The organism is Solwaraspora sp. WMMD791 (genome assembly GCF_029581195.1).
Classification (GTDB): Bacteria; Actinomycetota; Actinomycetes; order Mycobacteriales; family Micromonosporaceae; genus Micromonospora_E.
Genome location: NZ_CP120737.1, coordinates 5,294,054 through 5,318,374, shown reverse-complemented (window position 1 = coordinate 5,318,374; position 24,321 = coordinate 5,294,054). Strand labels below are relative to the sequence as shown.

25 protein-coding genes and 1 pseudogene are annotated in these 24,321 nt (G+C 72.0%); 12 read left to right on the top strand and 14 right to left on the bottom strand.

Annotated elements, in window-relative coordinates; genetic code table 11:
* Positions 1-46: 46 nt before the first annotated feature.
* Positions 47-886, top strand: coding sequence for a LysR family transcriptional regulator (locus O7623_RS23770; RefSeq protein ID WP_282229528.1), 840 nt, complete (start codon positions 47-49; stop codon positions 884-886).
* Between the two features lie 23 nt (positions 887-909).
* Here the strand turns inward: O7623_RS23770 and O7623_RS23765 are convergent, their stop codons facing one another.
* Positions 910-1,596 (bottom strand): CPBP family intramembrane glutamic endopeptidase, encoded by a 687-nt coding sequence (locus O7623_RS23765; RefSeq protein ID WP_282225212.1) that lies wholly within the window; start codon positions 1,594-1,596, stop codon positions 910-912.
* A gap of 131 nt (positions 1,597-1,727) precedes the next feature.
* Between O7623_RS23765 and O7623_RS23760 the strand changes: the two genes are divergently transcribed.
* Positions 1,728-2,363, top strand: a complete 636-nt coding sequence (locus O7623_RS23760; protein WP_282225211.1) for a DUF2975 domain-containing protein — start codon at positions 1,728-1,730, stop codon at positions 2,361-2,363.
* Entirely contained in the window at positions 2,363-2,656 is a 294-nt protein-coding gene (locus O7623_RS23755) for a helix-turn-helix transcriptional regulator (protein ID WP_282225210.1), read from the top strand. The genes O7623_RS23760 and O7623_RS23755 overlap by 1 nt, the downstream gene beginning before the upstream one ends.
* Here the strand turns inward: O7623_RS23755 and O7623_RS23750 are convergent.
* Positions 2,653-3,225, bottom strand: coding sequence for a TetR/AcrR family transcriptional regulator (locus tag O7623_RS23750; protein ID WP_282225209.1), 573 nt, complete (start codon positions 3,223-3,225; stop codon positions 2,653-2,655). The two genes, O7623_RS23755 and O7623_RS23750, sit on opposite strands and share 4 nt — an antisense overlap.
* 158 nt (positions 3,226-3,383) lie before the next feature.
* Between O7623_RS23750 and O7623_RS23745 the strand changes: the two genes are divergently transcribed.
* From O7623_RS23745 to O7623_RS23725, 5 genes and pseudogenes are all read left to right on the top strand, one after another.
* A complete protein-coding gene (locus O7623_RS23745) occupies positions 3,384-4,184 on the top strand; it encodes a siderophore-interacting protein (RefSeq protein WP_282225208.1) in 801 nt (266 codons plus the stop codon).
* A gap of 108 nt (positions 4,185-4,292) precedes the next feature.
* A pseudogene (locus tag O7623_RS31395) lies at positions 4,293-6,020 on the top strand (FAD-binding oxidoreductase); the annotation flags it as partial.
* Positions 6,021-6,123: 103 nt separating this feature from the next.
* A complete protein-coding gene (locus O7623_RS31390) occupies positions 6,124-6,450 on the top strand; it encodes a 2Fe-2S iron-sulfur cluster binding domain-containing protein (RefSeq protein WP_348775172.1) in 327 nt (108 codons plus the stop codon).
* A 107-nt stretch (positions 6,451-6,557) separates the two neighbouring features.
* Entirely contained in the window at positions 6,558-6,965 is a 408-nt protein-coding gene (locus tag O7623_RS23730) for a hypothetical protein (RefSeq protein WP_282229701.1), read from the top strand.
* A 163-nt stretch (positions 6,966-7,128) separates the two neighbouring features.
* Positions 7,129-8,604 (top strand): alkaline phosphatase PhoX, encoded by a 1,476-nt coding sequence (locus O7623_RS23725; protein ID WP_282225207.1) that lies wholly within the window; start codon positions 7,129-7,131, stop codon positions 8,602-8,604.
* A gap of 144 nt (positions 8,605-8,748) precedes the next feature.
* Here O7623_RS23725 and O7623_RS23720 read toward each other — a convergent pair whose 3' ends face one another.
* The 4 genes from O7623_RS23720 to O7623_RS23705 all read right to left on the bottom strand — a co-directional run bounded on the left by O7623_RS23720 (position 8,749) and on the right by O7623_RS23705 (position 13,596).
* A complete protein-coding gene (locus O7623_RS23720; protein WP_282225206.1) occupies positions 8,749-8,991 on the bottom strand; it encodes a hypothetical protein in 243 nt (80 codons plus the stop codon).
* A 61-nt stretch (positions 8,992-9,052) separates the two neighbouring features.
* Positions 9,053-10,735: a fumarate hydratase gene (locus O7623_RS23715; protein WP_282225205.1), complete on the bottom strand. Its 1,683-nt coding sequence runs from the start codon at positions 10,733-10,735 to the stop codon at positions 9,053-9,055.
* A 158-nt stretch (positions 10,736-10,893) separates the two neighbouring features.
* Complete coding sequence (locus O7623_RS23710) at positions 10,894-12,309, bottom strand: PQQ-binding-like beta-propeller repeat protein (protein WP_282225204.1); 1,416 nt, start codon at positions 12,307-12,309, stop codon at positions 10,894-10,896.
* Positions 12,310-12,366: 57 nt separating this feature from the next.
* The gene (locus O7623_RS23705) at positions 12,367-13,596 is read right to left on the bottom strand and encodes an MFS transporter (RefSeq protein ID WP_282225203.1); all 1,230 of its coding nucleotides are present in this window, start codon (positions 13,594-13,596) and stop codon (positions 12,367-12,369) included.
* Positions 13,597-13,682: 86 nt separating this feature from the next.
* Here O7623_RS23705 and O7623_RS23700 point away from each other — a divergent pair, with 86 nt between their 5' ends.
* A complete protein-coding gene (locus O7623_RS23700; RefSeq protein ID WP_282225202.1) occupies positions 13,683-14,768 on the top strand; it encodes a DUF5937 family protein in 1,086 nt (361 codons plus the stop codon).
* Here O7623_RS23700 and O7623_RS23695 read toward each other — a convergent pair.
* Both O7623_RS23695 and O7623_RS23690 read right to left on the bottom strand, forming a co-directional pair.
* Positions 14,737-15,174: a hypothetical protein gene (locus O7623_RS23695; RefSeq protein ID WP_282225201.1), complete on the bottom strand. Its 438-nt coding sequence runs from the start codon at positions 15,172-15,174 to the stop codon at positions 14,737-14,739. The genes O7623_RS23700 and O7623_RS23695 overlap by 32 nt on opposite strands.
* 133 nt (positions 15,175-15,307) lie before the next feature.
* Positions 15,308-15,859: an Lrp/AsnC family transcriptional regulator gene (locus O7623_RS23690; protein ID WP_282225200.1), complete on the bottom strand. Its 552-nt coding sequence runs from the start codon at positions 15,857-15,859 to the stop codon at positions 15,308-15,310.
* A 122-nt stretch (positions 15,860-15,981) separates the two neighbouring features.
* Here O7623_RS23690 and hppD point away from each other — a divergent pair, with 122 nt between their 5' ends.
* From hppD to hisC, 3 genes are all read left to right on the top strand, one after another.
* The gene (gene hppD / locus O7623_RS23685) at positions 15,982-17,148 is read left to right on the top strand and encodes a 4-hydroxyphenylpyruvate dioxygenase (protein ID WP_282225199.1); all 1,167 of its coding nucleotides are present in this window, start codon (positions 15,982-15,984) and stop codon (positions 17,146-17,148) included.
* Positions 17,149-17,288: 140 nt separating this feature from the next.
* Complete coding sequence (locus tag O7623_RS23680; RefSeq protein ID WP_282225198.1) at positions 17,289-18,275, top strand: RDD family protein; 987 nt, start codon at positions 17,289-17,291, stop codon at positions 18,273-18,275.
* A 14-nt stretch (positions 18,276-18,289) separates the two neighbouring features.
* Positions 18,290-19,381, top strand: coding sequence for a histidinol-phosphate transaminase (hisC, locus tag O7623_RS23675; protein WP_282225197.1), 1,092 nt, complete (start codon positions 18,290-18,292; stop codon positions 19,379-19,381).
* A 44-nt stretch (positions 19,382-19,425) separates the two neighbouring features.
* On the opposite strand, the gene O7623_RS23670 is transcribed toward hisC, so the two are convergent.
* The 6 genes from O7623_RS23670 to O7623_RS23645 all read right to left on the bottom strand — a co-directional run bounded on the left by O7623_RS23670 (position 19,426) and on the right by O7623_RS23645 (position 24,286).
* Positions 19,426-20,706: a PQQ-binding-like beta-propeller repeat protein gene (locus tag O7623_RS23670; RefSeq protein WP_282225196.1), complete on the bottom strand. Its 1,281-nt coding sequence runs from the start codon at positions 20,704-20,706 to the stop codon at positions 19,426-19,428.
* A gap of 194 nt (positions 20,707-20,900) precedes the next feature.
* Positions 20,901-21,632 (bottom strand): DUF3618 domain-containing protein, encoded by a 732-nt coding sequence (locus tag O7623_RS23665; RefSeq protein ID WP_282225195.1) that lies wholly within the window; start codon positions 21,630-21,632, stop codon positions 20,901-20,903.
* Positions 21,633-21,684: 52 nt separating this feature from the next.
* Positions 21,685-22,098: a phage holin family protein gene (locus O7623_RS23660; RefSeq protein ID WP_282225194.1), complete on the bottom strand. Its 414-nt coding sequence runs from the start codon at positions 22,096-22,098 to the stop codon at positions 21,685-21,687.
* Complete coding sequence (locus O7623_RS23655) at positions 22,095-22,811, bottom strand: hypothetical protein (RefSeq protein WP_282225193.1); 717 nt, start codon at positions 22,809-22,811, stop codon at positions 22,095-22,097. The genes O7623_RS23660 and O7623_RS23655 overlap by 4 nt, the downstream gene beginning before the upstream one ends.
* A gap of 121 nt (positions 22,812-22,932) precedes the next feature.
* The gene (locus tag O7623_RS23650; RefSeq protein WP_282225192.1) at positions 22,933-23,703 is read right to left on the bottom strand and encodes an SRPBCC domain-containing protein; all 771 of its coding nucleotides are present in this window, start codon (positions 23,701-23,703) and stop codon (positions 22,933-22,935) included.
* Entirely contained in the window at positions 23,696-24,286 is a 591-nt protein-coding gene (locus tag O7623_RS23645) for a helix-turn-helix domain-containing protein (protein ID WP_282225191.1), read from the bottom strand. The genes O7623_RS23650 and O7623_RS23645 overlap by 8 nt, the downstream gene beginning before the upstream one ends.
* Positions 24,287-24,321 lie beyond the last annotated feature (35 nt).

Below are 24,321 nucleotides of genomic sequence, written 5' to 3'. Positions count from 1 at the left end.
CATACCCGGCGGGTATCACCGACGTATCGTTGTCGGCGTGGACCAGTTGGAGACCCGTGAGCTGCGGTACTTCGTCACGGTCGCCGAGGAGCTGCACTTCAGCCGGGCGGCCGAACGGCTCGGCATCGCCCAGCCACCGCTGTCCCGGGCGATCGCCCAGCTCGAACGCCGGCTCGGCGTCACCCTGCTCGACCGCGACCGCCGAGGGGTGGCCCTCACCGACGCCGGTAAGGTGCTGCTCGACGAGGCCCGCGCCATCCTGGATGCCACGGCGGCGGCGGCCCGGCGTACCCGCCGGGCCGCCGCCGGCGCGAACCGGCTGACCCTGGCCACGAAGGCCGGCGCCGGGCACGAACTGTTGCAGAAACTGCTCGACGCGCACGCCGCCGAGCCGGACGCCGCCGAGATCGACGTCGTGCTGTGCGGCATCGGCGACCAGGCGCGGATGCTGCGCGACGGCCGTGCCGACGCCGCGCTCATGCAGCGGCCGTTCGACTCGCTCGCCGGGCTCGACGCCGAGGATCTGCTGACCGAACAGCAGATCGCGATCCTGCCGGCCGGGCATCCGCTCACCATGCGTACGTCACTGACCATGGCCGACATCACCGATGTGCCGGGTCTGCCGCTCGCCCGCTGGCCGCGCCCCGACGGCAAGTACGAACCCGGGCCGGGCCCGGAGATCCACGACCAGTCGCAGCTGGCCCAGCTGATCGCCCTCGGGCACACCATGGCCGTCCTGTGTGCCTCGTCCCGGTCCTGGCTGTGGGGTGCGCACGCCGCCGTGCCGCTGACCGACGCACCGTACGTGACGACCGTGCTCGCCTGGCTGCCGGACAACCGATCCCGGGCCGTCGCCGGCCTCGTCCGGACGGCCACCCGGATGTGATCAGCCGTAGCTGACGAGTGCGATCAGCCGTAGCTGACGAGGACCGTGCCGAGCGCGGTCGCGTTCCACAGCGCGTGGGCCACCATCGACGCCGTCAGCCGGCGGGTGGCCAGGAACAGCCCGGTGTAGACCAGGCCGGCGACGGCGATGGACAGCGCGTCCAGGGCGCTGGCCGGCAGGTGCAGCAGGCCGAACAGGACCACCGAGACGACCGCCGCCACCCACAGCGCCCGCCGGGGGCGGGCGGACCGTTGCGGGATCGCCCCGAGCAGGAACCCACGGAAGTACAGTTCCTCGGCGATGCCGCCGCCGACGACGGCGAGGAAGAGGGTGGCGGCCAACGCGGCTGGTCCGGCGGCGGACATTCGCAGGATCTCCTGGACCTCCGGGTTGGCTTCGCCGCCGGCCGCCGGCAGCAGTACGCCGAACTCCAGCAGCAGGCGCGGCGGAACGGTGGCCGCCGCGATCAGGGTGTCCCGCCGCCAGTGCCGCGACGTCACACCGAGGCTGCGGCGGGTCAGCCTGTGGCGGCGTACCCACCAGACGACGAGGGCGGCGGCCGACACCAGTTCGGCGGCGGCGACCGCGACCAGCACCGCCGGTACCCCGTCGGCCGCGAACACGCCCATGGCCAGCGGCGGGCCGACGAAGCAGACGATCGCGCCGGCGAGAAACACCCCGGCGGTACGGACGGAAACGGGGATGGTCACGGGCTGGTCCAGCCTTCCGGTCTACGGCTCGGGTCGTTCGACATGCCAGGTGGCGGGTGTCCCGCCGGGTCGCATATCGAATTTCGATATACTAGACGAAGGGCATATCGAATTTCGATAGGGAGGTCGGCGTGCGGCAGGACATCGAACAGGGGGCCCGTCCCCGTACCGGTCCAGCTGGTCAGTGGGCCGTCGAGGCGGTCACGGCGGGCGCCGTGGCGCTCGGCACCCTGCTGGCCGTCGGCTCGGCGATCGGCGTACTGATCGCCGACAACCTGGTCGTACCCGTGACGGTGGACCCGGCCACGGACCTCGGGCCGCAGGGCGCCGCAGGCCGTTTCGCGCTCGCGCCCCAAGGCGGCGCCGTCCTGACCGTGACCGACCCGACCGCCGGCGACCGACTCTGGATCTTCGGGCCGGCGTTGCTGCTCGCCGCCGTCATCGCAACAGCAGGCGGACTGCTGTGGCGGGTGGTGCGGTCGCTGCGCACAGCGGATCCGTTCCATCCGCGCAACGCCCGCCGGGTCGGCGCGGCGGCCGCCGTACTCCTGGTCGGCGGATCGCTGGCCGCCGCGCTGCAGGCCGCCGGCCACCTCGCACTCGTCGACGCCGCCCGGCGCGCCTGGCCGCCGGACCAGACACTCGCCCTGCAGGCCGTCATCGACCCGCCGGCAGCCGTCCTGCTGCTCGGCCTCGGCCTCGGTGCGGCGGCCGAATTCCTGCGCCGGGGCGCGGCGATGCGCGCCGACCTCGACGGACTGGTCTGATGGCCGCCGCCGACGACGAACAGTCCGCCGGACACCGGGTGGTCTGCCACCTCGACCGGCTGCTCGCCGAGCGCCGGATGACCCTCACCGAACTCGCCGAGCGGGCCGGGGTCACCGTCGTGAACCTGTCGGTGTTGAAGAACGACCGGGCCAGAGCCGTCCGGTTCTCCACCCTCACCGCCATCTGCGACGTGCTCCGCTGCCAGCCAGGTGACCTGTTCAGCGTGGCTCCACCCGGGCCTGCAGAAGTACCCGACCCACCCGGTCACCCGTCTCTGGACGGCATCCGCTAGCTGTCGCCGCGCAGATACCGGGTCACCATGTCGACCAGTTCGTTCTCCAGCGTCTCGACCGGGATGCCCCGTGGATCGGCCATCAGTTTGTGCGTGTTGACCTCCACGGTGAACAGGATCAGCTCGGCCGCGGTGCCGACGTCGCGGACGTCGACATCCGGATGCCGGGTGAGCAGGTCCCGCAGCTGACCGGCCCGGATCTCGCCGTGCCGGTTGACCGTGTCGAGCAGTTCCTGCGAGAACGGCGCCTCCTCGATCATGATGCGGAGCAGCTGCGGATCGTCCCGGTGGTTGTCGATCGCGTCGCGGACGATCGCCCGGACCATCGCCTTCAGGCTGCCGGGGGACATGTCGAGCTGATCGGCCTGCTTCCAGGCACCGCGATCGATGTGGCGGACCAGCAGCTCGGCGAGGATCGCGTCCTTGTTCGGGAAGTACTGGTACAGCGAGCCGATGGAGATGCGGGCCCGCTCGGCGATGCGGTTGGTGGTCCCGGCGGCGTAGCCGTACTCGGTGAAAACGTGAGCAGCGGCGGTGAGGATGCGCTCCCGGGTCAGCTCCGCACGCACCTGGCGTGGCCTGCGACGTGGCGCAAGACGGTCGTCGCCCGACGGCATCCGGGTCCTCCTCGACGGCAGGAAAAGCGAGTAGCCAATATCTGAGCTATTACTCAGAATATAGTGGTGAGCTGCGAAAACAAGGGCGACCGTCAGCTCGGTGGTGGATCGTGATACCCAAGGTCCAACTGCCCGAGTCACGGACGATGATCACGCTGGAGGTGCGCCGCCGCGAGTTCCCCACCCCGGGCTTCGCGAGCGTCACCCTGGGTGGCCCCGCCATCAGGGACCTCGTCGTCGCCGGCAACGACCAGGCAGTCCGGCTGTTCTTCCCCCGCCAGGGACAGACCGGACTACGGATGCCCACCGTCTCGAACGACGCCTGGATCGCCCAGCTGCTGCTGTGGCCGAGGTCGACCCGGCCGTGGGTCCGCAACCTGACGATCCGGCGGGCCCGACCCGCCGACGACGAGATCGACATCGAGTTCGCCCTGCACGGCGACTCACCCATGTCTTCCTGGGCACGCACCGCCGAGCCGGGCACCCCCGCCGGGATCTTCGACATCGGCACCATGTACCGGCTTCCGGAGCAGGTGCACCGGCAACTGCTGGTCGGCGACGAGAGCGCACTGCCCGCCGTACTGTCGATCCTCGACGGTACGCCGCCGACGGTGGCCACGGAGGTCTACCTGGAGGTCCCGACCGGGGCTGACATCCGGTCGGTCGAGACACCCGCCGGCGTACGCGTCCACTGGTTCAGCCGCGACGGCGCGGATCTGCGACCCGGTGCTCTGCTGGTGGCGGCGCTACGCGACGCGGCCCTGCCATCGGACCGCTTCTACACCTGGGTCGCGGGCGAGTCCTGGTTGGCCACCACGGTACGGCGACACCTGGTCCACGACCGAGAAGTCGCCAAACGGGACATCTCGTTCTTCGGCTACTGGCGTCTCGGCCGGGCCGCACCCGGCTGAATTCTCTGCGGAGAGGAATCCCTTGTGCGACAGGTAGACCAGGTGGCCACCGCACGGCGGCTCACCACGGTGGAGCAGGTAGAGGCCATCGTCGGCCGACCGGCGTCGATGGTCATGGTCAAGCAGATCAGCGCCCTCGACGACGGCTGCCGGGCCGTCCTGGCCCGCTGCCCGATCGCGGCCTTCGGCTACCGGGACGCCGGCGGTGCCAGCAGGACCACCTTCATCGGCGGCACGCCGGGCTTCACCCGCGTCCACTCCCCCACCCGGATCTCGTTCGCCCTGCCGGAGCCCGGCGACCCGTACGGTCCGGTCTCGTTCTTCTTCCTCCTGCCCGGCGTCGGGGAGATCCTGCGGGTCAACGGCGCGGTGGTCGCGCGTCAGGGCGCGCAGACGACGGTCGACATCGAGCAGGCGTACGTGCACTGCGCCCAGGCCGTACTGCGGTCCCGCCTGTGGCAGCCACCCAGCTCGGTCGGGCCGCCGGTGGCGGAGATCTCAGGTGACGGTCCGCTGTGCCGACCCGGTGTCGCCGAGTTCCTGGCCGGCGCACCGTTCCTCGCGCTGTCCAGCTGGGACTCCGTTGGTGGCAGCGACACCAGCCCGCGCGGTGACCAGCCGACGGTGGTCCGGATCCTCGACGGTCACACGCTCGCCATCGCCGACCGCAAAGGCAACAAACGCGCCGACACGTTGCACAACCTGCTGTCCGACGACCGACTCTCGTTCGCCGCACTCGTTCCCGGCCGCAGCGGCGTACTGCACGTACGCGGCCGAGGCGCGATCACCGACGATCCCGTACTGCTGGAGACGATGGCGCTGCGGGGCATGGCACCGCACGCGGCGCTGCTCATCGACGTCGAGCACGCCGAGATCACCGACAACCTGGCCGTGGCGCGCTCGCGGCCATGGACGCCCGACCGGCACGTCCGGCCCGGCGAGGTGCCGGACCTGATGGCTCTGGCCTCCGACCACCTCGCCGCCGGCTTGGCGAACGTCCCGGGCGGCCCACCAACGTTCCTGCTCAAGGCCATCGGGGCGGTCCCGGGGATGCCCCGGTTGCTGCGGCTGGTGTTCGACCGTGCATACCGTTCCGGGCTGCACAAGGAGGGCTACGACGGCGTCGAGACCGACGCGGGCGGCCGACGCCACGGCCTGCTGGCCCGGCTGCGCCGCCAGCCGGCGGCCGGGTCGCGGCGGGACGACCCGCTCCGCGAGGTACGGATCGTGCGGGTACGCCGGGAGACACCGGACGTCGTCACCCTCGTGCTGGCCGACGCCGACGGCAACGCGGCGCCGTTCGACTTCCGGCCCGGCCAGTTCTTCACGCTCGTCGTCGACATCGACGGCCGCCCGGTGCGCCGGGCGTACTCGGCCTCGTCTGCACCCGGCTCGCCACAGTTGGAGGTGACCGTCAAGCAGATCGAGGGCGGGCGCTTCTCCACGTACGTGCACCAGCACCTGCGCGCCGGCGACCGCCTCGCGGTACGCGGCCCGTCGGGCTCCTCCCACACCGGGCCGCAGGCCGGCGGTGACATCGTGCTGGTCGCGGCGGGCAGCGGCGTGACGCCGATGATGAGCATCATCCGTACCCGGCTCGCCGCCAAGGCCGAGGGCGGCCGGGCCGAGGGCGGCCGGGCCGAGGGCGGCCGGGCCGAGGGCGGCCGGATCGCGCTGCTCTACAGCAGCCGGACCGAGCAGGACGTCATCTTCGCCGACGAGCTGCGCCGACTGGAACGGCAGCACCCGGACCGGCTGTCGGTCACCCACGTCCTGACCTGCCGGGACCGGCGGCTCGACGCGGACGGCGTACGGCGCTGGATCACCGCACTGTCCCCGCACCGGGACGCCCACTACTACATCTGCGGCCCGGAGCCGCTGATCGACACCGTGCGAGGAGTGCTGACCGGCCTCGGGGTGCCGGACACGCGAATGCACCATGAGCTCTACACCCGCGGCGCAGGGCCGGCGACCGCGCCGGGCCGAACCTCAGCGGATGACCGTCGAGCAGGCCGGACGCCCGGTCGGGACCGTACTGGTCGAGCCGGGTCAGACCCTGCTGGACGCGGGGCTCGCGGCCGGGCTGCCGATGCCGTACTCGTGCATGGTCGGCAACTGCGGGGAGTGCGTGGTGAAACTGCTCGCCGGGCAGGTCACGCAGGACGGACCGGACTGCCGCACTCCCCGGCAGAAGGCCGACGGCTACGTGCTGACCTGCGGAGGCCGTCCGACGTCGACGGTCACCATCGACATCGCCGATCCGTGAGCCGATCCGTGACCGGCCGACCGGGCAGGTGGTCGAATGTTGACTCCGCTTGCCACCGTTGCCCGTGGGACGGTCCAGCTTCCGCGTCGCACGCCGAGGAGTGAGTCATGCGCAGATCGGCGACGGCAGCGGGAATGGTCTTCGGGATCGGTGTCGGCGTCGTCACCGGTCCGTTCCTCGGCGACGCGGCGCTCTGGGTAGGAGTCGTGATCGCCGCGCTCGGTGTCGCACTCAGTGTGGCGGGTCCGACGGACGACCGATACCTGACCGGTACGGGCAGCCGTCCGCCCGGCCACGACGGGCAACAGTTTGCCCTCGGTGGCCTCGGCACCCGGGTGGAACAGATTCTGCGACTCGCCGAGGAGCAGGCCGATGACCATCGGCGCGAGGCGACTCGCGAGGCCGAGGCGATCCTGTCCGCCGCCCGCCAGGAGGCTGCCGCGACCCTGCACCGGGCGCACGAGCAGGCAACCCGGACCACCGGCCGGGAAGAAAGCGGTCATGGCGAGTCGTAGCGCGGCCACCTGGCACGGCCCGAGCGGGCCGCAGGTCGCCGGCGGCCGCGACCCCGACTCTTTACATCGATGTCGCCCGTTCGCCACCGCGCCGATAGACGGCCGTCGGTCCGTCGGAGTTGCGTCACATCGTCACCCTCGATGTGAACTGGAGTCGATCGACGTGCCTTCCTCTCGTCGTACCTTCCTCGCCGGTGGTGCCGTCGGCGCGGCCGGCGTCGGCCTCGCCGTCGCCGGCGGCCTGCCGTCACTGGCCCAGGCCCACCCGGCCCAGGCCCACCCGGGCCGGAGCCACCCGCCGAGGGGCGGCGGCCACGTACCGTTCCCGCCGTTGGTGGACGACCCCGCCGGCATCCTCGCCCTGCCCGAGGGCTTCCGGTACACCGTGGTCACCCGCACCGGCGTCACCCGCCTCGACCGCGGCCAGGGCCTGACCCCGGCCGAGCACGACGGGATGGCCGTCTTCGACGCCGGACACGGCCGGTACACCCTGATCCAGAACCACGAGCTCGGCCCGGGAGCCGAGTACGGCGTACCGCACGTCGCCGGCACCGTCTACGACCCGGGAGCGGTCGACGCCGGCGGTTGCACGGTGATCCGGACCGACCGGGCCGGGCGCAACCTCGGCGAGTTCGTCGCCATCTCCGGCACCGTCGACAACTGCGCGGGCGGGCCCACCCCGTGGGGGACCTGGCTGACCTGCGAGGAGACCGAGGACCGGGCCGGCGACGAGTGGGACGAGGACGGCCGCACCGGCGTCTACCAGAAGGACCACGGCTACGTCTTCGAGGTGTGGGCCGACGGCCGTGCCGACCCGAGGCCGATCAAGTGCCTGGGCCGGTACGCCCACGAAGCCCTGGCGATCGACAAGGATCGTACGAGGATCTACCTGTCCGAGGACGCCGACGGGCCGAACGGACTGTTCTACCGGTGGACCGCGCCGCGCGGCGTGAAGCTCGGCCCCGGAGTGCTCACCCGCCTCGCCCCGGACGCGGGCACCCTCGCCGCGATGCAGATCATCATGGATGACGGTTCGGTGCTGCCGGACGTCGCCTACCTGACCTCCGCGCAGCTGGGCCGGCCGTTCCCCGTACGGTGGATCGAGGTCCCTGAGCGCGACGCCCGTGCCACGCCCCTGCGGGAGCAGTTCGCCGACGATCAGGTCACCCGGGGCCGCAAGTTCGAGGGCGTGTGGGGCACCGACCAGGGCGTGTACGTGGTCAACTCGTACGCATGGGAGGACGGTGACCTGCCGGCGGACGCCGCTCCGCACGACGGCATGGTCTGGTTCTACGACTACCGGGCGCAGACCATCCAGCTGGTGACGTACTTCCCGCACCAGACGTCGTCCGAGGAGGGTACGCCGGCCAGGTACAGCGACCTGACCTTCGACGGGCCGGACAACGTGACCGTCACCCCGTGGGGCAGCCTGGTGCTGGCCGAGGACGGCTCGGGCGCGTCCCACGTACTCAGCTCGGTCCCGGGCGGCCCGACCTACGCGATCGCCCGCAACCAGCTCAACGACTCGGAGTTCTGCGGGCCGGTCTTCACCGCCGACGGCAAGGTGCTCTTCGTCAACATGCAGGACCCGGGCCTCACCCTGGCCATCACCGGCCCCTGGGAGAAGTACCTGGGCTGACCCGATCGACCGTACGGGTGGGCCGGACCGACCAGATCCGGCCCGCCCGTACACGGCCACGCTCTCCGAAGTTCGGCCACCGACGTCTGACGCCAGCCCGCCTGCCGCAAGGCCCCGGCGGCGCTGGCGTCCGGCGTCGAGACGTCAGGGTTCCCCGTCGCGGATGATCTGCCGGACCCGCTCCCGGCTGTAGCCGGTGGCCGCCACGATGTCCACTTGGCGCACGCCGTCCCGGTCGGCGGCCCTGATCGCTTCGGCCAGGTCGGCGCGTGCCCGGTCCACCTTCACTCGGGCCTCGGCCACGAGCCGGGCGGCCCGTTCTTCGGCACGAGGCACCGCAGCTTGCGCCGTGCGCAACTTCCGTACCGCCGCCTCCAGGTTCGCCACTTGCCCATCTCATCAGGTCAGATGTCAGGTCATAATTGGCATCCGGAGACGGGCTGGCCGGTCAGCGGCGGCCGACGGTGAGGACCGGTTTGGTGACCTCGGCGTAGAAGTCGTTGCCCTTGTCGTCGACGACGATGAACGCCGGGAAGTCCTCCACCTCGATCTTCCAGATGGCTTCCATGCCCAGCTCCGGGTATTCGAGGACCTCGACGTGCCGGATGCAGTCCTGCGCCAGCCGGGCCGCCGGGCCGCCGATCGAGCCGAGGTAGAAGCCGCCGTGCGTACCGCAGGAGCGGGTGACCTGCGCGGACCGGTTGCCCTTGGCGAGCATGACGTGCGAGCCGCCGGCGGCCTGGAACTTCTCCACGTACGCGTCCATCCGCCCGGCCGTGGTCGGGCCGAACGAGCCGGACGCGTACCCCTCGGGGGTCTTCGCCGGGCCGGCGTAGTAGACGGCGTGGTCGCGCAGGTACTGCGGCATCGGCTCGCCGGCGTCCAGCCGCTCGGCGATCTTCGCGTGGGCGATGTCGCGGGCGACGACCAGCGGGCCGGTCAGCGACAACCGGGTCTTCACCGGGTACTTCGACAGCTCGGCGCGGATCTCGGCCATCGGCCGGTTCAGGTCGACGCGGACCACGTCGGCGTCGGCGGAGGCGTCGGCGGCGAGGGTCTCGTCGGTCACGTCGGGCAGGAAGCGGGCCGGGTCGGTCTCCAGCTTCTCCAGCCACACCCCACTCGGGGTGATCTTCGCGACGGCCTGCCGGTCGGCGGAGCAGGAGACGGCGATCGCCACCGGGCAGGAGGCACCGTGCCGGGGCAGCCGGACCACCCGTACGTCGTGGCAGAAGTAACGTCCGCCGAACTGCGCGCCGATACCGAACTGACGGGTCAGTTCGAGCACCTGCGCCTCCAGCTCCACGTCCCGGAAGCCGTGGGCGGCGATGCTGCCGCTGGTCGGCAGATTGTCCAGGTACTTGGCGCTGGCGTACTTGGCGGTCTTGAGCGCGAACTCAGCGGACGTGCCGCCGACGACGATCGCCAGGTGGTACGGCGGGCAGGCGGACGTGCCGATCAGCCGCAGCTTCTCCTCCAGGAACTGCATCATCCGGGTCGGGTTCAGCAGCGCCTTGGTTTCCTGGTAGAGGTAGGACTTGTTGGCCGAGCCACCGCCCTTGGCCATGAACAGGAACTTGTAGGCGTCGGGCTGCCCGCCCGGGTCCTCGGCGTACAGCTCGATCTGAGCCGGCAGGTTGGTCCCGGTGTTGCGCTCCTCCCACATGGTGATGGGGGCGAGCTGCGAGTAGCGCAGGTTGAGCTTGGTGTACGCCTCGTACACGCCCTGGGCGATGGCCCGTTCGTCGGTGCCGTCGGTGAGTACGTGCCGGCCGCGTTTGCCCATCACGATCGCGGTGCCGGTGTCCTGGCACATAGGCAGCACCCCGCCGGCGGCGATGTTGGCGTTGCGCAACAGGTCGAGGGCGACGAACCGGTCGTTGGGGGACGCCTGGGGGTCCTCGAGGATCGCCCTCAGCTGCGCCAGGTGCGCCGGGCGCAGGTAGTGAGCAATGTCATGCATGGCCTCGGCCGTGAGTGCCGTCAGCACAGCCGGATCAATGGTGAGAAACCGGCGCCCTCCTGGCCCGTGCACCACGTCGACGCCTTCGTCGCTGATCAGGCGGTATTCCGTGAGGTCGTCCCCGGTGGGCAGCAGCGGGACGTGGGAGAACGGGGCGGCACTGCTCATGACCGGCAAGCCTAGGCCAGAGAGGGCGGTACCAACCAACCCCCCGGTCATCCCCCACGCCACCCGTCCAAGATCCCGACGATCTTGCACTTATCGAGGAACATTTTGGACAAATCTTCGCGATAACTGCAAGATCGTCGGGAAAAGAGAGGGGGCGGTCAGCCGTCCTTGCTGCCGTCGCCGGGGCAGGACTCCTGCTTCACACCGCCACAGGTGGGTCCGGGGTCGACGCCCCCGGGGCCGGTGACGGCGGGTGCCGGGAGATCGGCTCCGGCGAACCTGACGTAGCCGATCTCCCGACCCTCGCCGATGACCATGCCGGCTGGCCCGACCGCCTTGACCTCGGCCGAGGTACGAAGATTGGCCAGTTCGGTGCCGGTGGCCGGATCAAGGGCGACGACCCGGTCGGGTTTACGGGTGACGACCAGGGCGGCGTACCGGGTGAGGGCGATCTGCGCGTCGTCGTCGATCGGCCGGGTCCACGCCGGGGTCGACGTCGGCAGGGCGTACGCCTGGAGGGTGGTGCCGTCGGCGGAGCGGGTCAGCGCGTACCGGTCGTCGACGGCCCGCAGCTCCTGCCCGGCGGCACCGGTCCACAGCACCCGCCCGTCGTGGGCGTCGAGGACGGTTTCCCGCATGTCGGGGGCGACCCCGGCCAGCACGTTGGGGCCGCCGGTCGGATTGTGCCGCTGGGCGCAACCGGTGCGGTCGGCGGTCCGCAGGTTGATCCCGGCCCGTTGCCACACTGGCAGCGCGGTCACCGGGTCGTGGGCGGTGGCGGTGTAGTAGCAGGCACCGTCGCGGGGGGTGGCGACCAGGGTGAAGACCCGACCGCCGAGGACCACGATCCGTTCGTGCTGCTCCTCTTTCAGCTCCTGCAGCACCTTGCCGGTCCGGGTCTCCACGACGTGGATCTTGCCGTCGATCGGGAAGCCGAGGGCGGCCGGCAGGTTCTGCGGGCCGCCGGCGTCGTCGGCGACGCCGCGGGCGGTCAACGGTCGGCTGGTGAGCAGCTGCGGGTTGTCGGCGAAGAGCACGAGACCCATGCCGGGCAGTTGGGCGGTCCACCGTGGCTGCTGGCCGCGCGGATCCCAGGCCCGCAGGGTGCAGTCACGCGGGCCGGCACACTCGACGTCGAGCAGCGCGTTGCGGTAGGTCCAGACGGCGACGGCGGCCTCGTCGCGGCGCAGCAGGGCACCGGTCGCCGGGTTGAGCACCTGGTAGCCCTTGACCAGCAGGGTGCCGGCGACGACGACCTGGTCGGTGCCGGTGCCGGCGACGGCGGCCCAGTCGGCCTTGTGCTCCCAGACCTGGTTGCCGGAGGTGAGGCTGTGGCCTTCGACGGTCAGCCGGTGTTCGACGATGACGGCCCGGTCGGTGACGGTGATGCTCTGCGGGGCGCCGTCGACCCGCTGCTGCCAGGTGACGTCGGGCTCAGCGAGGGGGCGGCTGCGGTTGACCCAGTCCCACAGGCCGGGGAACGGGTTCCAGACGCCGGTGGCGGCGAGCACGATGACCACGACGAGCGCGAAGGCCAGATAGCACTTCACGCACGGCGCGCTCCCCTTCGCCATCGGGCCACCGTAACGGCCGGACCTGGACCCGACCGACCGCCGACCCAAATGCCCTTTTTAGGCGTGTCGGGGTACATTCATGCGTGGCACCCGGAGTTGTCGCCACAGGAGCAGGGTGGCGACCAGCGACAACGCCCCGAACCCGGCCATCACCAGCCCCGGCGCCAGCCACTGCGCCACCAGGCCGGCACCACCGGCCGCCAGCCCCTGCCCGGTCATCATCCCCATGTGGGACAGCCCGAACGCCTGGCCGCGCCGATCAGCCGGCACCGCGTCCAGGAACCGCCGGGCCAACCCCAGATGGTACGAGAACCCGAACGCCGCCACCCCGAACAGCACCGCCGCCACCAGCAGCCCGATGTCGGCGACGAACGCCAGCATCGGCACCCCGAGCAGCAACGCCAACCACGGGGTCAACGCCTCCCGCCGCGCCGGCGCCGTCCAGCGTCCGATCACCAGATCCCCCAGCAGCATCCCGGCGGCACCGGCCATGAACAGCACCCCGGCCCCGTCACCACCGGTGTACGGCACCACCACCCCCTCCGCCCCGACCAGCAGCGAACCGGGCAGCCACTGCGCCAGCAGCAGCCCGCGTACCGGGCGGTCGGCCAGCAGCTGCCGGTTGACCTGCCAGGTCTGACGGACCGCGCCCGGCCGCACCACCCCGGCCACCGCGACCGTCCGGGGCGGCCGGTCGGTCAGCCCGAACCGGATCAACACCGCCGAGGTCAGGCAGGTCGCGGCCGTGATCCAGAGGGCACCGTACGGGCCCAGCAGGCCGATCAGCGCCCCGCCGACGGCGAACCCGAGGACCTGGGTGGCCCCGGCGGTGACGGTGAACAACGCCCGCCCCAGCACGTACCGGTCGCCGGCCAGCAGATCCGGCAGCAGGGCGGTCCGCATCGCCGACGACACCGGGGTGAACAACCCGACGACGAACACCAGCGCCAACGCGCCACCGGGTGACAGCACACCGAGCGCCAGCACCGCCACCATGGCCACCCGGACCAGGTCGTAGCCGACCATCACCGCCCGTGGTCGCCACCGGTCGGCGTACGCCAGCAGGAACATGCCGCCGAGCACGCTGGGCAGGAAACCGGCGACGTACGCCAACGCGGCCAGCAACGGCGAACCCGTACGGTCGTAGATCAGCACCGACAGGGCCAGCATCTTCACCGTCTCGCCGACCATGAAGATGCCGTAGCTGGCGAAGAGCACCCGGAACTCGCGGACCGTGAACAGGTCCCGGAAGGTCGCCTGCGGGGCCGGCGGCGCACTCGTGGTCATGCGTGGAGCATCCCGGTCCGGTGCCGGGCGACGGTAACCTTTCGACGTCAAGCGAAAGGTGGCGGGACGGGGCGGAGGCGGAGCGGGTGCGGATCGAGGTCAGCTCCGGCGACCTGGCGGCCAGTCGGTTCGGGATCTCCCCGCTGGGCGAGACGATGGCCGCCCTGCGGCTGTTCGCCGGCACCCGTCCGGCCGGGCCGCTGCTGCCCTGGGTGCACCGGCACCGCGACCGCTACGCCGCGCTGCGCCGCGCCCAGCCCGGCATCATGGCGATCCGGGCGCTGTACCGGCGCACCGGCTACAACGCCGACTTCGTCCAGCCGCCGCCGGACGGGGTCGGGCTCAGCTTCGCCGACCAGCTGGCGGTGGTCCGCCGTACCCCGCTGGACCAGGCCCGCGACGAGATCGCCCGCAGCCTGGCCGGTCGGCCCTTCCCCACCGGAGCGGCCGGGCGCCTGCTGGCCGCCGACGACGTGGTCGACCGGCTCGCCGAGGCCATCGACGCCGCGTGGCAGGCGCTGATCGCCCCGGACTGGCCCCGGCTGCGGGCCATCCTGGAGCGTGACGTCGTCTACCGGGCCGGCCGGCTGACCACGTACGGCTGGAGCGCCGCACTGGCCGACCTGGAAGCCCGGCTGCGCTGGGAGCCCGACCCGGGCACCATCGTCGTCGACCGGTTCCCCCCGGAGCAGCACCGGCTCGGCGGGCAGGGGCTGCTGTTCGTCCCGTCGGTCTTCAGCACCCTGAGCCTGCACCTGGAGCCGCCCTGGCCGTACGCGATCAGCTACCCGGCGCGCGGCGTCGCCGGACTGTTCGGCCCGCCGCCGCCCGACCGGGCCGCCGACGGGCTGGACCGGCTGATCGGGCCTACCCGGGCGGCCGTGCTCCGCGCCCTGGCGGTGCCGGCGACCACCAGCCAGCTGGTCGCCCAGCTGGGCATGACGTTGGGCACCGTCGGCGGGCACCTGGCCGTACTGCGGGATGCCGGGCTGGTGCGACGGGCCCGCACCGGCCGCGCGGTCCGCTACGAGCGGACCGCGCTCGGTGACGCCCTCGACGACGCCGACGGGGGCGCGGGCGACGACGCCAGTGGCGCGGTGCCGCGCCGGGTCCCGTCCGGCACGGCACCGCACCCGGTGGTCAGTAGACCGAGTACGTCGTCGCGCAGCTGATCGGCTGGCTCAGCCACTCGATGGTGCCGAACGGCGTCGGAACGCCGTAGTTGAGCACCGCCGAGCCGCTGATCCGCACGCTCACCCCGCCGCCCTGGATGGTCGCGCTCGCGACCGAGTTGCTCTCCCGGACCCCGAAGGTGAACCCGGACAGTTCGGTGCGGGCGTTGGTCGCCGACTCGATCCAACGGGTGCTCGTACCGGCGATCTGGGCGACGGTGACATCGGCCTTGACCCGCCAGTACTGACCCACACCGGTGGTCCACTCACAGCCCCGGGTGGTGGTCTGCCGGACGATCTGCTGGGCGGACGCGGGTGACGCGGCCACAGCGGACATGCCGGTCAGCAGTGCGGCGGTAGCGGCGACGGCGGTCAGCCGACGGAGTACAGCCGAACCTCTGGACATGGTGTCTCCTCCTCGTGGAGAGCGCAACGGTGGTTGGCAGCGACCACCGTACGATCGAAGGCTGCCACTGTCCCGCGGCACCGGCACCGGAGCGGCGTGATCAACCGCTGGACAACCTCGCCCACCTGCGCGATCAATCCGGACGAGGCGCCGGTGGCACCGCCGCCGGCGGCGGGCCGCTCACCGACGGCGACGGCGGGCCGCTCACCGCCGCCGACACCAGCGGCAGGACGCGGTACGGGATCTGCTGCGCCAGGGCGATGATCGTCGACGCCCGGCGGATCCCCTCGTAGGCGAGGATCTCGTCCAGCACCCGCTGCAGATCACTGTTGGACCGGGCCACGATCCGGCACAGCAGGTCGCCGGATCCGGTGATGGTGTGCGCCTCCAGCACCTCCGGGATGCCCCGCAGGTGCGCCGCGACCGGCCCGTGCCCGTGCCGCTGACCGATCTCCAACGTGACGAACGACGTCACCGTGAAACCGAGTGCCACCGGTGACACCTGCGGGCCGAAGCCTTCGATCACGCCCCGGGCGAGCAGCTTGTCCAGCCGGGCCTGGACGGTGCCGCGCGCCACCCGCAGCCGCCGCGAACACTCCAGTACGCCGATCCTCGGCTCGGCCGCCAGCAGGGCGATCAGGTCAGCGTCCAACCGGTCGAGCTGAACATTCTGCACAGCATCCATGACTGAAAACCCTAACGAATGGGCAGCATGACCAGCATTGTGCCGAACTATTGCCTAGTCCACCCGGAACCGCCCATCCTGCCGTTACCGGCCACCGCCGGTACCGAAGGGAGACGACGACGATGACTGATCTGGCCGAATCCCCGACCGTCCGCCGCACCGAGGTCCGTGACCCGTTCCCGGTGCAGGGCATCGACCACCTGACCTTCCTGGTCGGCAACGCCAAGCAGGCGGCGCACTACTACTCGACCGCGTTCGGCATGACCTGTGTCGCGTACCGGGGTCCGGAGCAGGGCTTCCGCGACCACGCCGAGTACGTGCTGACCAGTGGTGCCGCCCGGTTCGTGCTGCGCGGGGCGGTGCACGCCGACGCCCCCGACGCCGCGCACGTCGCCCGGCACAGCGACGGCGTCGCCGACATCGCGCTCGGCGTACCGGACGTCGACGCCGCGTACGCGCACGCGCTGGCCAACGGCGCGACCGGGCTGGCCGCCCCGACCGACGTCACCGACGACCACGGCACCGTACGGATGGCCAGCATCGCCGCGTACGGCGAAACCCGGCACACGCTGATCGACCGGTCCGGCTACGACGGGCCGTTCCTGCCGGGGTTCGTGTCCCGCGCGCCGATCGTCGACCGGTCCCCGCTGGTCGAGGCCGGACTGCAGCCGAAGCGGTTCTTCCAGGCCGTCGACCACGTCGTCGGCAACGTGGAGCTGGGCCGGATGGACGAGTGGGTGGAGTTCTACCGCCGGGTCATGGGCTTCACCAACATGGCCGAGTTCATCGGCGACGACATCGCCACCGACTACTCGGCGCTGATGAGCAAGGTCGTCGCCAACGGCAGCCGCAAAGTGAAGTTCCCACTCAACGAGCCGGCCCTCGCCCGCCGCCGCTCGCAGATCGACGAGTACCTGCAGTTCTACGGCGGACCGGGCGTGCAGCACATCGCCCTGGCCACCAACGACATCCTGGCGACAGTGGACGCGATGCGCGCCGCCGGGGTGGAGTTCCTGGACACGCCGGACTCGTACTACGACGACCCGCAGCTGCGGGCCCGCATCGGCGAGGTTCGCGCCCCGATCGAGCAGCTGAAGGCCCGCCGGATCCTGGTCGACCGGGACGAGGACGGCTACCTGCTGCAGATCTTCACCAAGCCGGTGCAGGACCGGCCGACGGTCTTCTTCGAGCTGATCGAACGGCATGGCTCGCTCGGCTTCGGCAAGGGTAACTTCAAGGCGCTGTTCGAGGCGATCGAGCGCGAACAGGCCAACCGGGGCAACCTCTGACCCGGGTGGGCGGTCGGTGAACCGTCGACAGGCTGCGGTGCCGGCCGGGTCGGTCGTTAAGGTGCCAGGGTGAGCTTGCCCAACGCGCCCCACCCGGCCGCCCGCCACCGGGGATCCGCCCGCCACCGGGGATCGGTCCGGTGACGTCGATCTCGCCCGGCTGGTACAAGGATCCCGCCGATCCGAGCACCCAGCGGTACTGGGACGGCGGCGGGTGGATCGGTGCGCCGCTGCCGGCTGACGCCACCCCGCCGGACGGGCCGCCGCCGGCCGAGGAGCCGCCGAGCCCACCAGCGCAACCTGTGCCGGCCGCCCCGACTGCGCCGACTCCGGTGGCGGCCCCGCCGCCGCCCGGACACCCGCTGCCCGGACACCCGCTGCCCGGACACCCGCTGCCCGGACACCCACCGCCGGGGTATCCACCGCCCGGCTATCCGGCCCCGCCGCCGGGATATCCGACCCCGGGGTACCCGGCCTACTACCCGCCGCCCGAGCCGCGACCACACGGGCTGGCGCTGGCCCCGCTCGGTGCCCGGCTGGCCGCCCGGCTGATCGACATCGGCGCGGTGCTGCTGCTCAACGTCGTCATCAACGGCTGGTTCGTCTGGCAGTTCGTGGTGGAGTCCTGGCCGGTGTGGGCAGAGATCTGGCAGCGGTCCCTGGCCGGCGACCGGTCCACCGAAGGGTTGCCGCAGGTCACCGAACGGGCCTCCGGGCTGCAGATGGTGATCATCCTGCTGGCGGCGGCAATCTGGTGGGCGTACGAGGTGCCGGCCGTCGCCAACACCGGCCAGACCCTCGGCAAACGGCTGACCCGGCTGAAGATCGTGCCGGTCGAGCCGGGCGGCCAGCTCGGCTTCGCCCGCTCGTTCCGCCGCTGGAACACCCTCGGCCTGCCCACTCTGCTGTGGATCTGCTGCGTCGGGTTCGTCCTGCAGTTCATCGACTGCGTCTACCTGCTGTTCGACCGCCCGCTACGGCAGGCGCTGCACGACAAGTCGGCGCGCACCGTCGTGGTGCAACTGCCGGCCGGCGTACCGGCGACGGCGGTCGGGACCGGCGGCACCGGCGGTACCGGGGTGGACAAGCCGCCCGCCGACCGCGACACTCCCGGAAGTTCAGCATGACAGGAGGCCCCCCGATGCCCCCCTCGCTCGGTCTGACCCGCGCCGACCTCGACGCGCTGCCCAGTTACGTGCCGGGGCGCAGCCCGGTGGACCTGGCCCGGGAGCTCGGCCTGCCCGAGGCGATCAAGCTGGCCAGCAACGAGGTGCCGTTCGGGCCGCTGCCCGGCGTCGTCGAGGCGGTGGCGCAGGCGGCGGCGTCGACGCACCGCTATCCCGACATGGGGGTGCTGGCGTTGCGGGGCGCCCTCGCCGAGCGGCTCGGGGTGGCGGCGGAGCGGGTCGTCACCGGCTGCGGTTCGGTGGCGCTCTGCGAGCACCTGATGCGGGCCAGTTGCCTGCCCGGTGACGAGGTCGTCTACTCCTGGCGGTCGTTCGAGGCGTACCCGATCATCGCCGCGACCACGGCGGCGAACAGCCGCCGGGTGCCGAACACCGCGACCCATGGCCACGATCTGCCGGCGATGGCGGCAGCGATCACCGAGCAGACCCGGATGGTGCTGGTCTGCAACCCGAACAACCCGACCGGCAGCAGCGTGCGCCGGGCCGAGCTGGACCGGTTCGTCGACGCGGTGCCGGACGACGTGCTGGTGGTGCTGGACGAGGCGTACCGCGAATTCGTCACCGACCCGGATGTGCCCGACGGCCTCGATGCCTACGGCGACCGGCCCAACGTGGTCGTGCTGCGGACACTGTCCAAGGCGTGGGGACTGGCCGGGCTACGGGTCGGCTACCTGGTCGCGCATCCTGAGGTGGCGTCGGCGGTACGCAAGGTGGCCACCCCGTTTGGCACCAGCTCGCTGGCGCAGGCGGCGGCGCTGGCCGCGCTCGACCAGGCCGACGAGGTCCGCCGCCGCTGCGATCTGGTGATCGCCGAACGGGAGCGGGTCACCGAGGCGCTGCGCAAGTTGGTGCCGGACGTGCCGACGAGCCAGGCGAACTTCGTCTGGTTGCCGCTGGGTGAGCGGGCGGCGGCGTTCGGCGCGGCCTGCGAGGGGCGCGGCGTGATCGTGCGCCCGTTCGCTGGCGACGGGGTCCGGGTCACCATCGGTACGCCGACCGAGAACGACGCCTTCCTCGCCGCCGCCGAGGCCGCACTCCAAAGCTGACCTGGGCCAACGGTCGCCGGCTGGGCTGTAGGTGAGCCGGAACCTCAGGTGCCGGCGACGATGACCGTCTCCTGGATCCAGTAGTAGCCGCCGTCGTCGGCGTCCGGGTCGACCGGCAGGCGGAGCCGTTCGACGGCCACGAAACCGTCCTGGGTGTAGACGTAGCCCGGTGCCCAGTCGGTCATCCGCTCGCTCGGCATGATGAGCACGAAGCGGGACAGCTCGGCACCGGTGGTCGCGTCGAGGGTGACCAGCTCCCGGGCAGCGGTCAGCAGGTGAACGCGGCCCGGCTGCACGGCGAGCAGCCGGTCACCGGTGGTTTCCGGGCCGGGTGCCACCGCGGTCGGCAGCGGCCACCGCCACGCCTGCTCACCGGTGCGCACCACCTGCGCGACCACCGCCGGGTCGGTGGCGTCGGCGTCCAGCCGGACCGCCATTCCGTCGACCAGCATGGCGTCCACCGGATCGAGCGCCGCTGCCGGCTCCGGCTCCGGGCCGTCGACCAGCCAGCCCCGGGACTCGCCAGCACCGGTGGTCCGCAGCGCCGCGCACCGCGATCGGGCGACCGCGCAGCCGAGCGGTTCCACCGCCAGGCCGGGCCCGGCCCCCTCCGGTTGCCAGGTCGACGTCAACTCCCCGCCGGCAACCTCGTAGAACTCCACGGCCGGTGGCGCGGCGCAGCTGTTGACCAGAGCGAACTGGCCGCCGGTGGTGCTGAAGCCGGCGTCCCGACAGGCGTCACCCTGGCCGGGCAGCGTGGCCTGCCACAGGCGGCGGCCGGTCGCGGCGTCGAACCCGGCCAGCTGGGACCCGCCCTGCGCCAGCACGATCACCCGGCCGTCCGCCCCGCTGACCACGGTGTGCAGGCCGGCCGGGGCGTAGACGGTCTGCGCCCCGGTACGCCGGCCGGCGTACCCGGTGTCGTTGGGTTGCGGGCCGGCCGCCCGCCAGGCGACCTCGCCGCTGACCGCGTCGATCGCCACCAGCTCGCCGTCGGACCAGCGGGTGACCACCGTCGTACCGGTGGCGACGACCCCGGTCACCTGCTCCGGCCAGCGCCGGAACGACCAGGCCGGGGTGACCTGGGTCCGCATGTCGATCGGGCCGTCGGCGCGCACCTGGCGGGTGGTGGCGTAGACCCGGAACCGTCCGTCGACCAGCAACGGTGCGGCGGAGAGCCGGGCCACCGGACCGGGCTCGGCGGTCGGCGGCGACGGCTGGTAGCCGGACGGGGTGACGACCTCGGCCGGGGCGAGGACCCGCCAGGCGACGACCGTGGCGGCACCGATCACCACCAGACCGGCCAGCACGCCCGCGGTGACCAACTGCCACCTCGGGCGCGACCGCCACCAGGGGCGGGGTCCGCCGGCCGACTGCGCCGAAGGGTCCGCTGCGCCCGCTGAGTGTTGCGTGTTGCTCGCCGGCTCGGCCATCCAGGCACCTCCTTGCGCACCCTACCGAACCGGACAACGGTCGCTGCCCTCCCGCGCAGTAGCTGTCGGGGCGAAAAGCAGCCGGGTCAGCTCTGCTGGTGACCGTCGCCGCCGTGACGCACCTGGCCCTGCACGTGCTGGGCGGCGGCCATACCCTGGTCGCGCACCGAAGACGCACCCTGGGTAGCCGTCGAGCGGACCGACTCTGCCGCCTGCTGTGCCGGCTCGCGAAGGTTGTCTCCCATCTGATGCGCCATCTCGCCGAACTTCTGCGTAACCTGCCCGGAGTGCTCCATCACCTGCTGGTTCGCCTGCTGGGCCAGTTGCCGCTCCTTGCCGCTGGCGGGCAGCAGCGCGGCAGCGAGCGCCCCGACGCCGAACGCGACCAGCCCGGCCGCCAGCGGACTGCCCTCGGTCCGCTCCCGGGTCATCTGCGGCACGTGCCGGACCCGGTCTGCCGCCGTCTCAGCGGTGTGCGAAAGCCCCTCTCCGGCCCGGTGTGCCATGTTCCTGGTCGCCGAACCAACGTGCTGCGCCGTGCCCATGGTCGCTGAGCCGACGTGCTGCGCCTGCCCGGCGACCTGATGGCCGAGGTCGGACGCCATGTGGGTGGTGCTGTCGCGGACGTCGACCGCCGTGCCCATCACCCGGTCCCGGAGCCGGGCGATCCGGCCTCGGACCCGGCCGCGGACCCGATCCATCTGGTCGCTGGCGATCTGCCCGGGCCGGGCCCGGTACGCCAACGCGTCGACATCGTCGCTCAGTTCGCCGCGGGTCGCCTCGATCTGCTGGCGAATCCGCTCTGGTTCGTCGTACATGTCAGACTCCCTCACCTGTTGTGCTCGACGGTCCCGCTGGTGGTTCCCGGACCTAGTGGCCCCGGACCGCGTCGGGTATCTCCCGGGCGGTCTGCATGGTGCGGGGCAGTCCACGGATCTCCCGGGCCCGGCCGCGCGCCATCGTCAGCAGGACCACCGAGATCACCGCCCACACCGCCGCCACGATCAACGCGGCCCAGCTCTGGTCCATCACGTTCGACAGCCCCCACCAGAGCGCATACGAGAGGAAGAACAGGGTCAGCAGGCCGGCGATCGCCGCCCCGGCGAACATCCCCCCGGCCTGGCCTGCCTTACCCGCCTCCTGCCTGAGCTCCGCCTTTGCCAGCTCGACTTCCTGGCGCAGCAAGGTGGACAGATCCCGGGACACGTCGCCCAGCAACTCACCGAGGGAGGCCTGCGCGCGTCCGTCCCCAGCCACAGCCTGTTCCCGCTGCATCGACTTCATCGGTTCACCCCATTGCCGAGAGAACCCGGATAGCCGTCGCCATCGGGATAGCGGCCGTCGCCGTACGTGACACCTGGACGGCGTCCGGCCGTCAGCGGTTGCCCGTACTCGCCACCTATCGGGGCGACCGGCGGCGGCGCGGTGAACCCGTCGCCGGGGTCCGGCCGGTGCCCGTTGCCGCCCGTATCCTGCTGGTCCTGCTGGCCGGAGCCGGCCTGACCGCCGCTGAGACTGCGGGTGAGTCGACCGACGAGCAGTCCGGCGAAGGCCGCCCCGGCAAGGAAGGTTCCCGGGTGCCGTCGGGCGTACTGTCGCACCTCGTCGACCAGCTCACCCGGCTGCCGGTTCTCCAGCCAGCCGGCGGCTTGCTGGGCGGCGTCGGAGGCACGGCGCGCCAACTCGCCCGCCAGCCCGTCCGGCTGGCCCTTGTCTGCCATCTCCTGCAGTTCGTTGCCGATCGTTCGCAGCCCGTCGGCGGCTCGGCGCTGCTGAGTGCTGGCCTGCTCCCGCAGCTGCGAGGTGGCCTCGCCGACGAGGTTGCGAGCCTGCCGGCCGGTTTCGTTCACCACCCGCTTACCCTGCTCGGTCGCCTGGTTGGCCAACTGGCGGCCCTCGTGCGCCGCTTCGTGGCCTACCTGACCTGCTTGTTCCCGCAACTGGTGCGGACCACCCTCGCCGGGTGACGACGACTCCGTAGTATGTTGCGCCTGCATCCGAACACCCCCTTCGGCTCCATCCGGTCGGATGGACCTGCAGCGCGTACCCGTATTCGGTGGATGAACACTCACCGGAGAAAAACGCCAAGTGCCGGGGCGACGGAGCCGGGGCGACGGGTCAGCGGGTCGACATCCACTTCTCCCAGGCCGGTCCGTACGTGGCGACGGCGTCGGTGGCCTGCTCGCCGTACCAGAAGATGTCGACGACCATGCCCCGGCTGGTGCCGAAGTCGGCGGCGGTGACGCTGGCGACGCCGCCGGCCGGTTCGTCCAGCAGCAGGGTCATCCCGGTGCCGGCGAGCGCGGTCACCTGGCCGGCCAGCGGCGGTGCGTCACCGCCGACCTGGACCCGGTCGCCGACGGCCGCGCCGGTCAGCCCGAGGTCGCCGGTCAAGGCCTGCCAGACCTCGACGATCGGTCGGGTCGAGTGGCCCCAGGCACGCAGCGACGCACTCGGCCGGCCGGGGAAATGTGCCCGGTAGAGGGTGAGCACCCGCAGCGCCTGGGTCCAGCCGGCGGCGGTCGACTCGGCCTGGCGTTGCGCGTCCGGGCCGGCGGTGCCGAACCCGGCGGAGACGATCCGGACCAGGCTGGTGCCGCCGGAGACCGCCTCGATCAGAAACTCGGTGGTCGACGTGATCGGCGCGGCGCCCTCGCTGGGCACCCACTCCTCGACGTACGCGAAGCGGTGCGGTGCCTCGTGCGCGACGATCGTGCCGTCGGAGACCTCGTCGTCGCCGGGGCCGAACCGGTGCCGTACGGTCCCGGCGGCGGCGTCGACCTCGGCCGGCATGAACCAGGTGGAGATGCCGGGGCCGGTGGTCAGCAGCGGCCACAGCTCCTCCGGGGTGCCGACGACCTCGGCGGACACCTCGACAGGGTCAGTCATTGACGTTCTCCCTCGGATGGGTGGTCACGATCAGGCGGTAGTCGTCGCCGGGGGCGTCGGCCGGCAGGTGGTGCCGGCGGATCACGGCGGCGACGGCGGCGGTCAGGTCGTCGGCGAACGCGGCGCGGGCCTGCGGTGACGCCGCCAGCCGCAACTCGCTGTCCAGCGAGAAGGTGACGACGGGCGTGCCGGTGGTGTCGGCGCGGCGCAGCAGCCGGGTCAGCTCGCGGACGGTACGGGCGGCGAGCGCGATCAGGTAGCGGGCCGACCCCCGGTCGGCGGTGCGGGCCGGGTCACCGGCCGCGTCGCCGAGCGCTGCCGGCGACACCAGGTAGGCGGCGGCGCTGGCGACCAGTAGCCGCTCGGTGAGGCCACCGTGCCGGCGCTCACCGGCCGGCTGGACCAGACCGTGCTGCTCCAGGGCTTTCAGGTGGTAGTTGGCCCGCTGGCGGGTCAGCCCGGTGCGCCCGGCCAGTTCGGTGGCGCTGGCCGGGGCGGCGAGCGCGGCCAGCAGCCGCGACCGGGTCGGCTCCAGCGCGGCGACCGCCACCTGCGGATCCTCGATGACTTCGATGTCCTGCACGGTCATCAACCTGCCATTGACAGAAGATCCTGTCA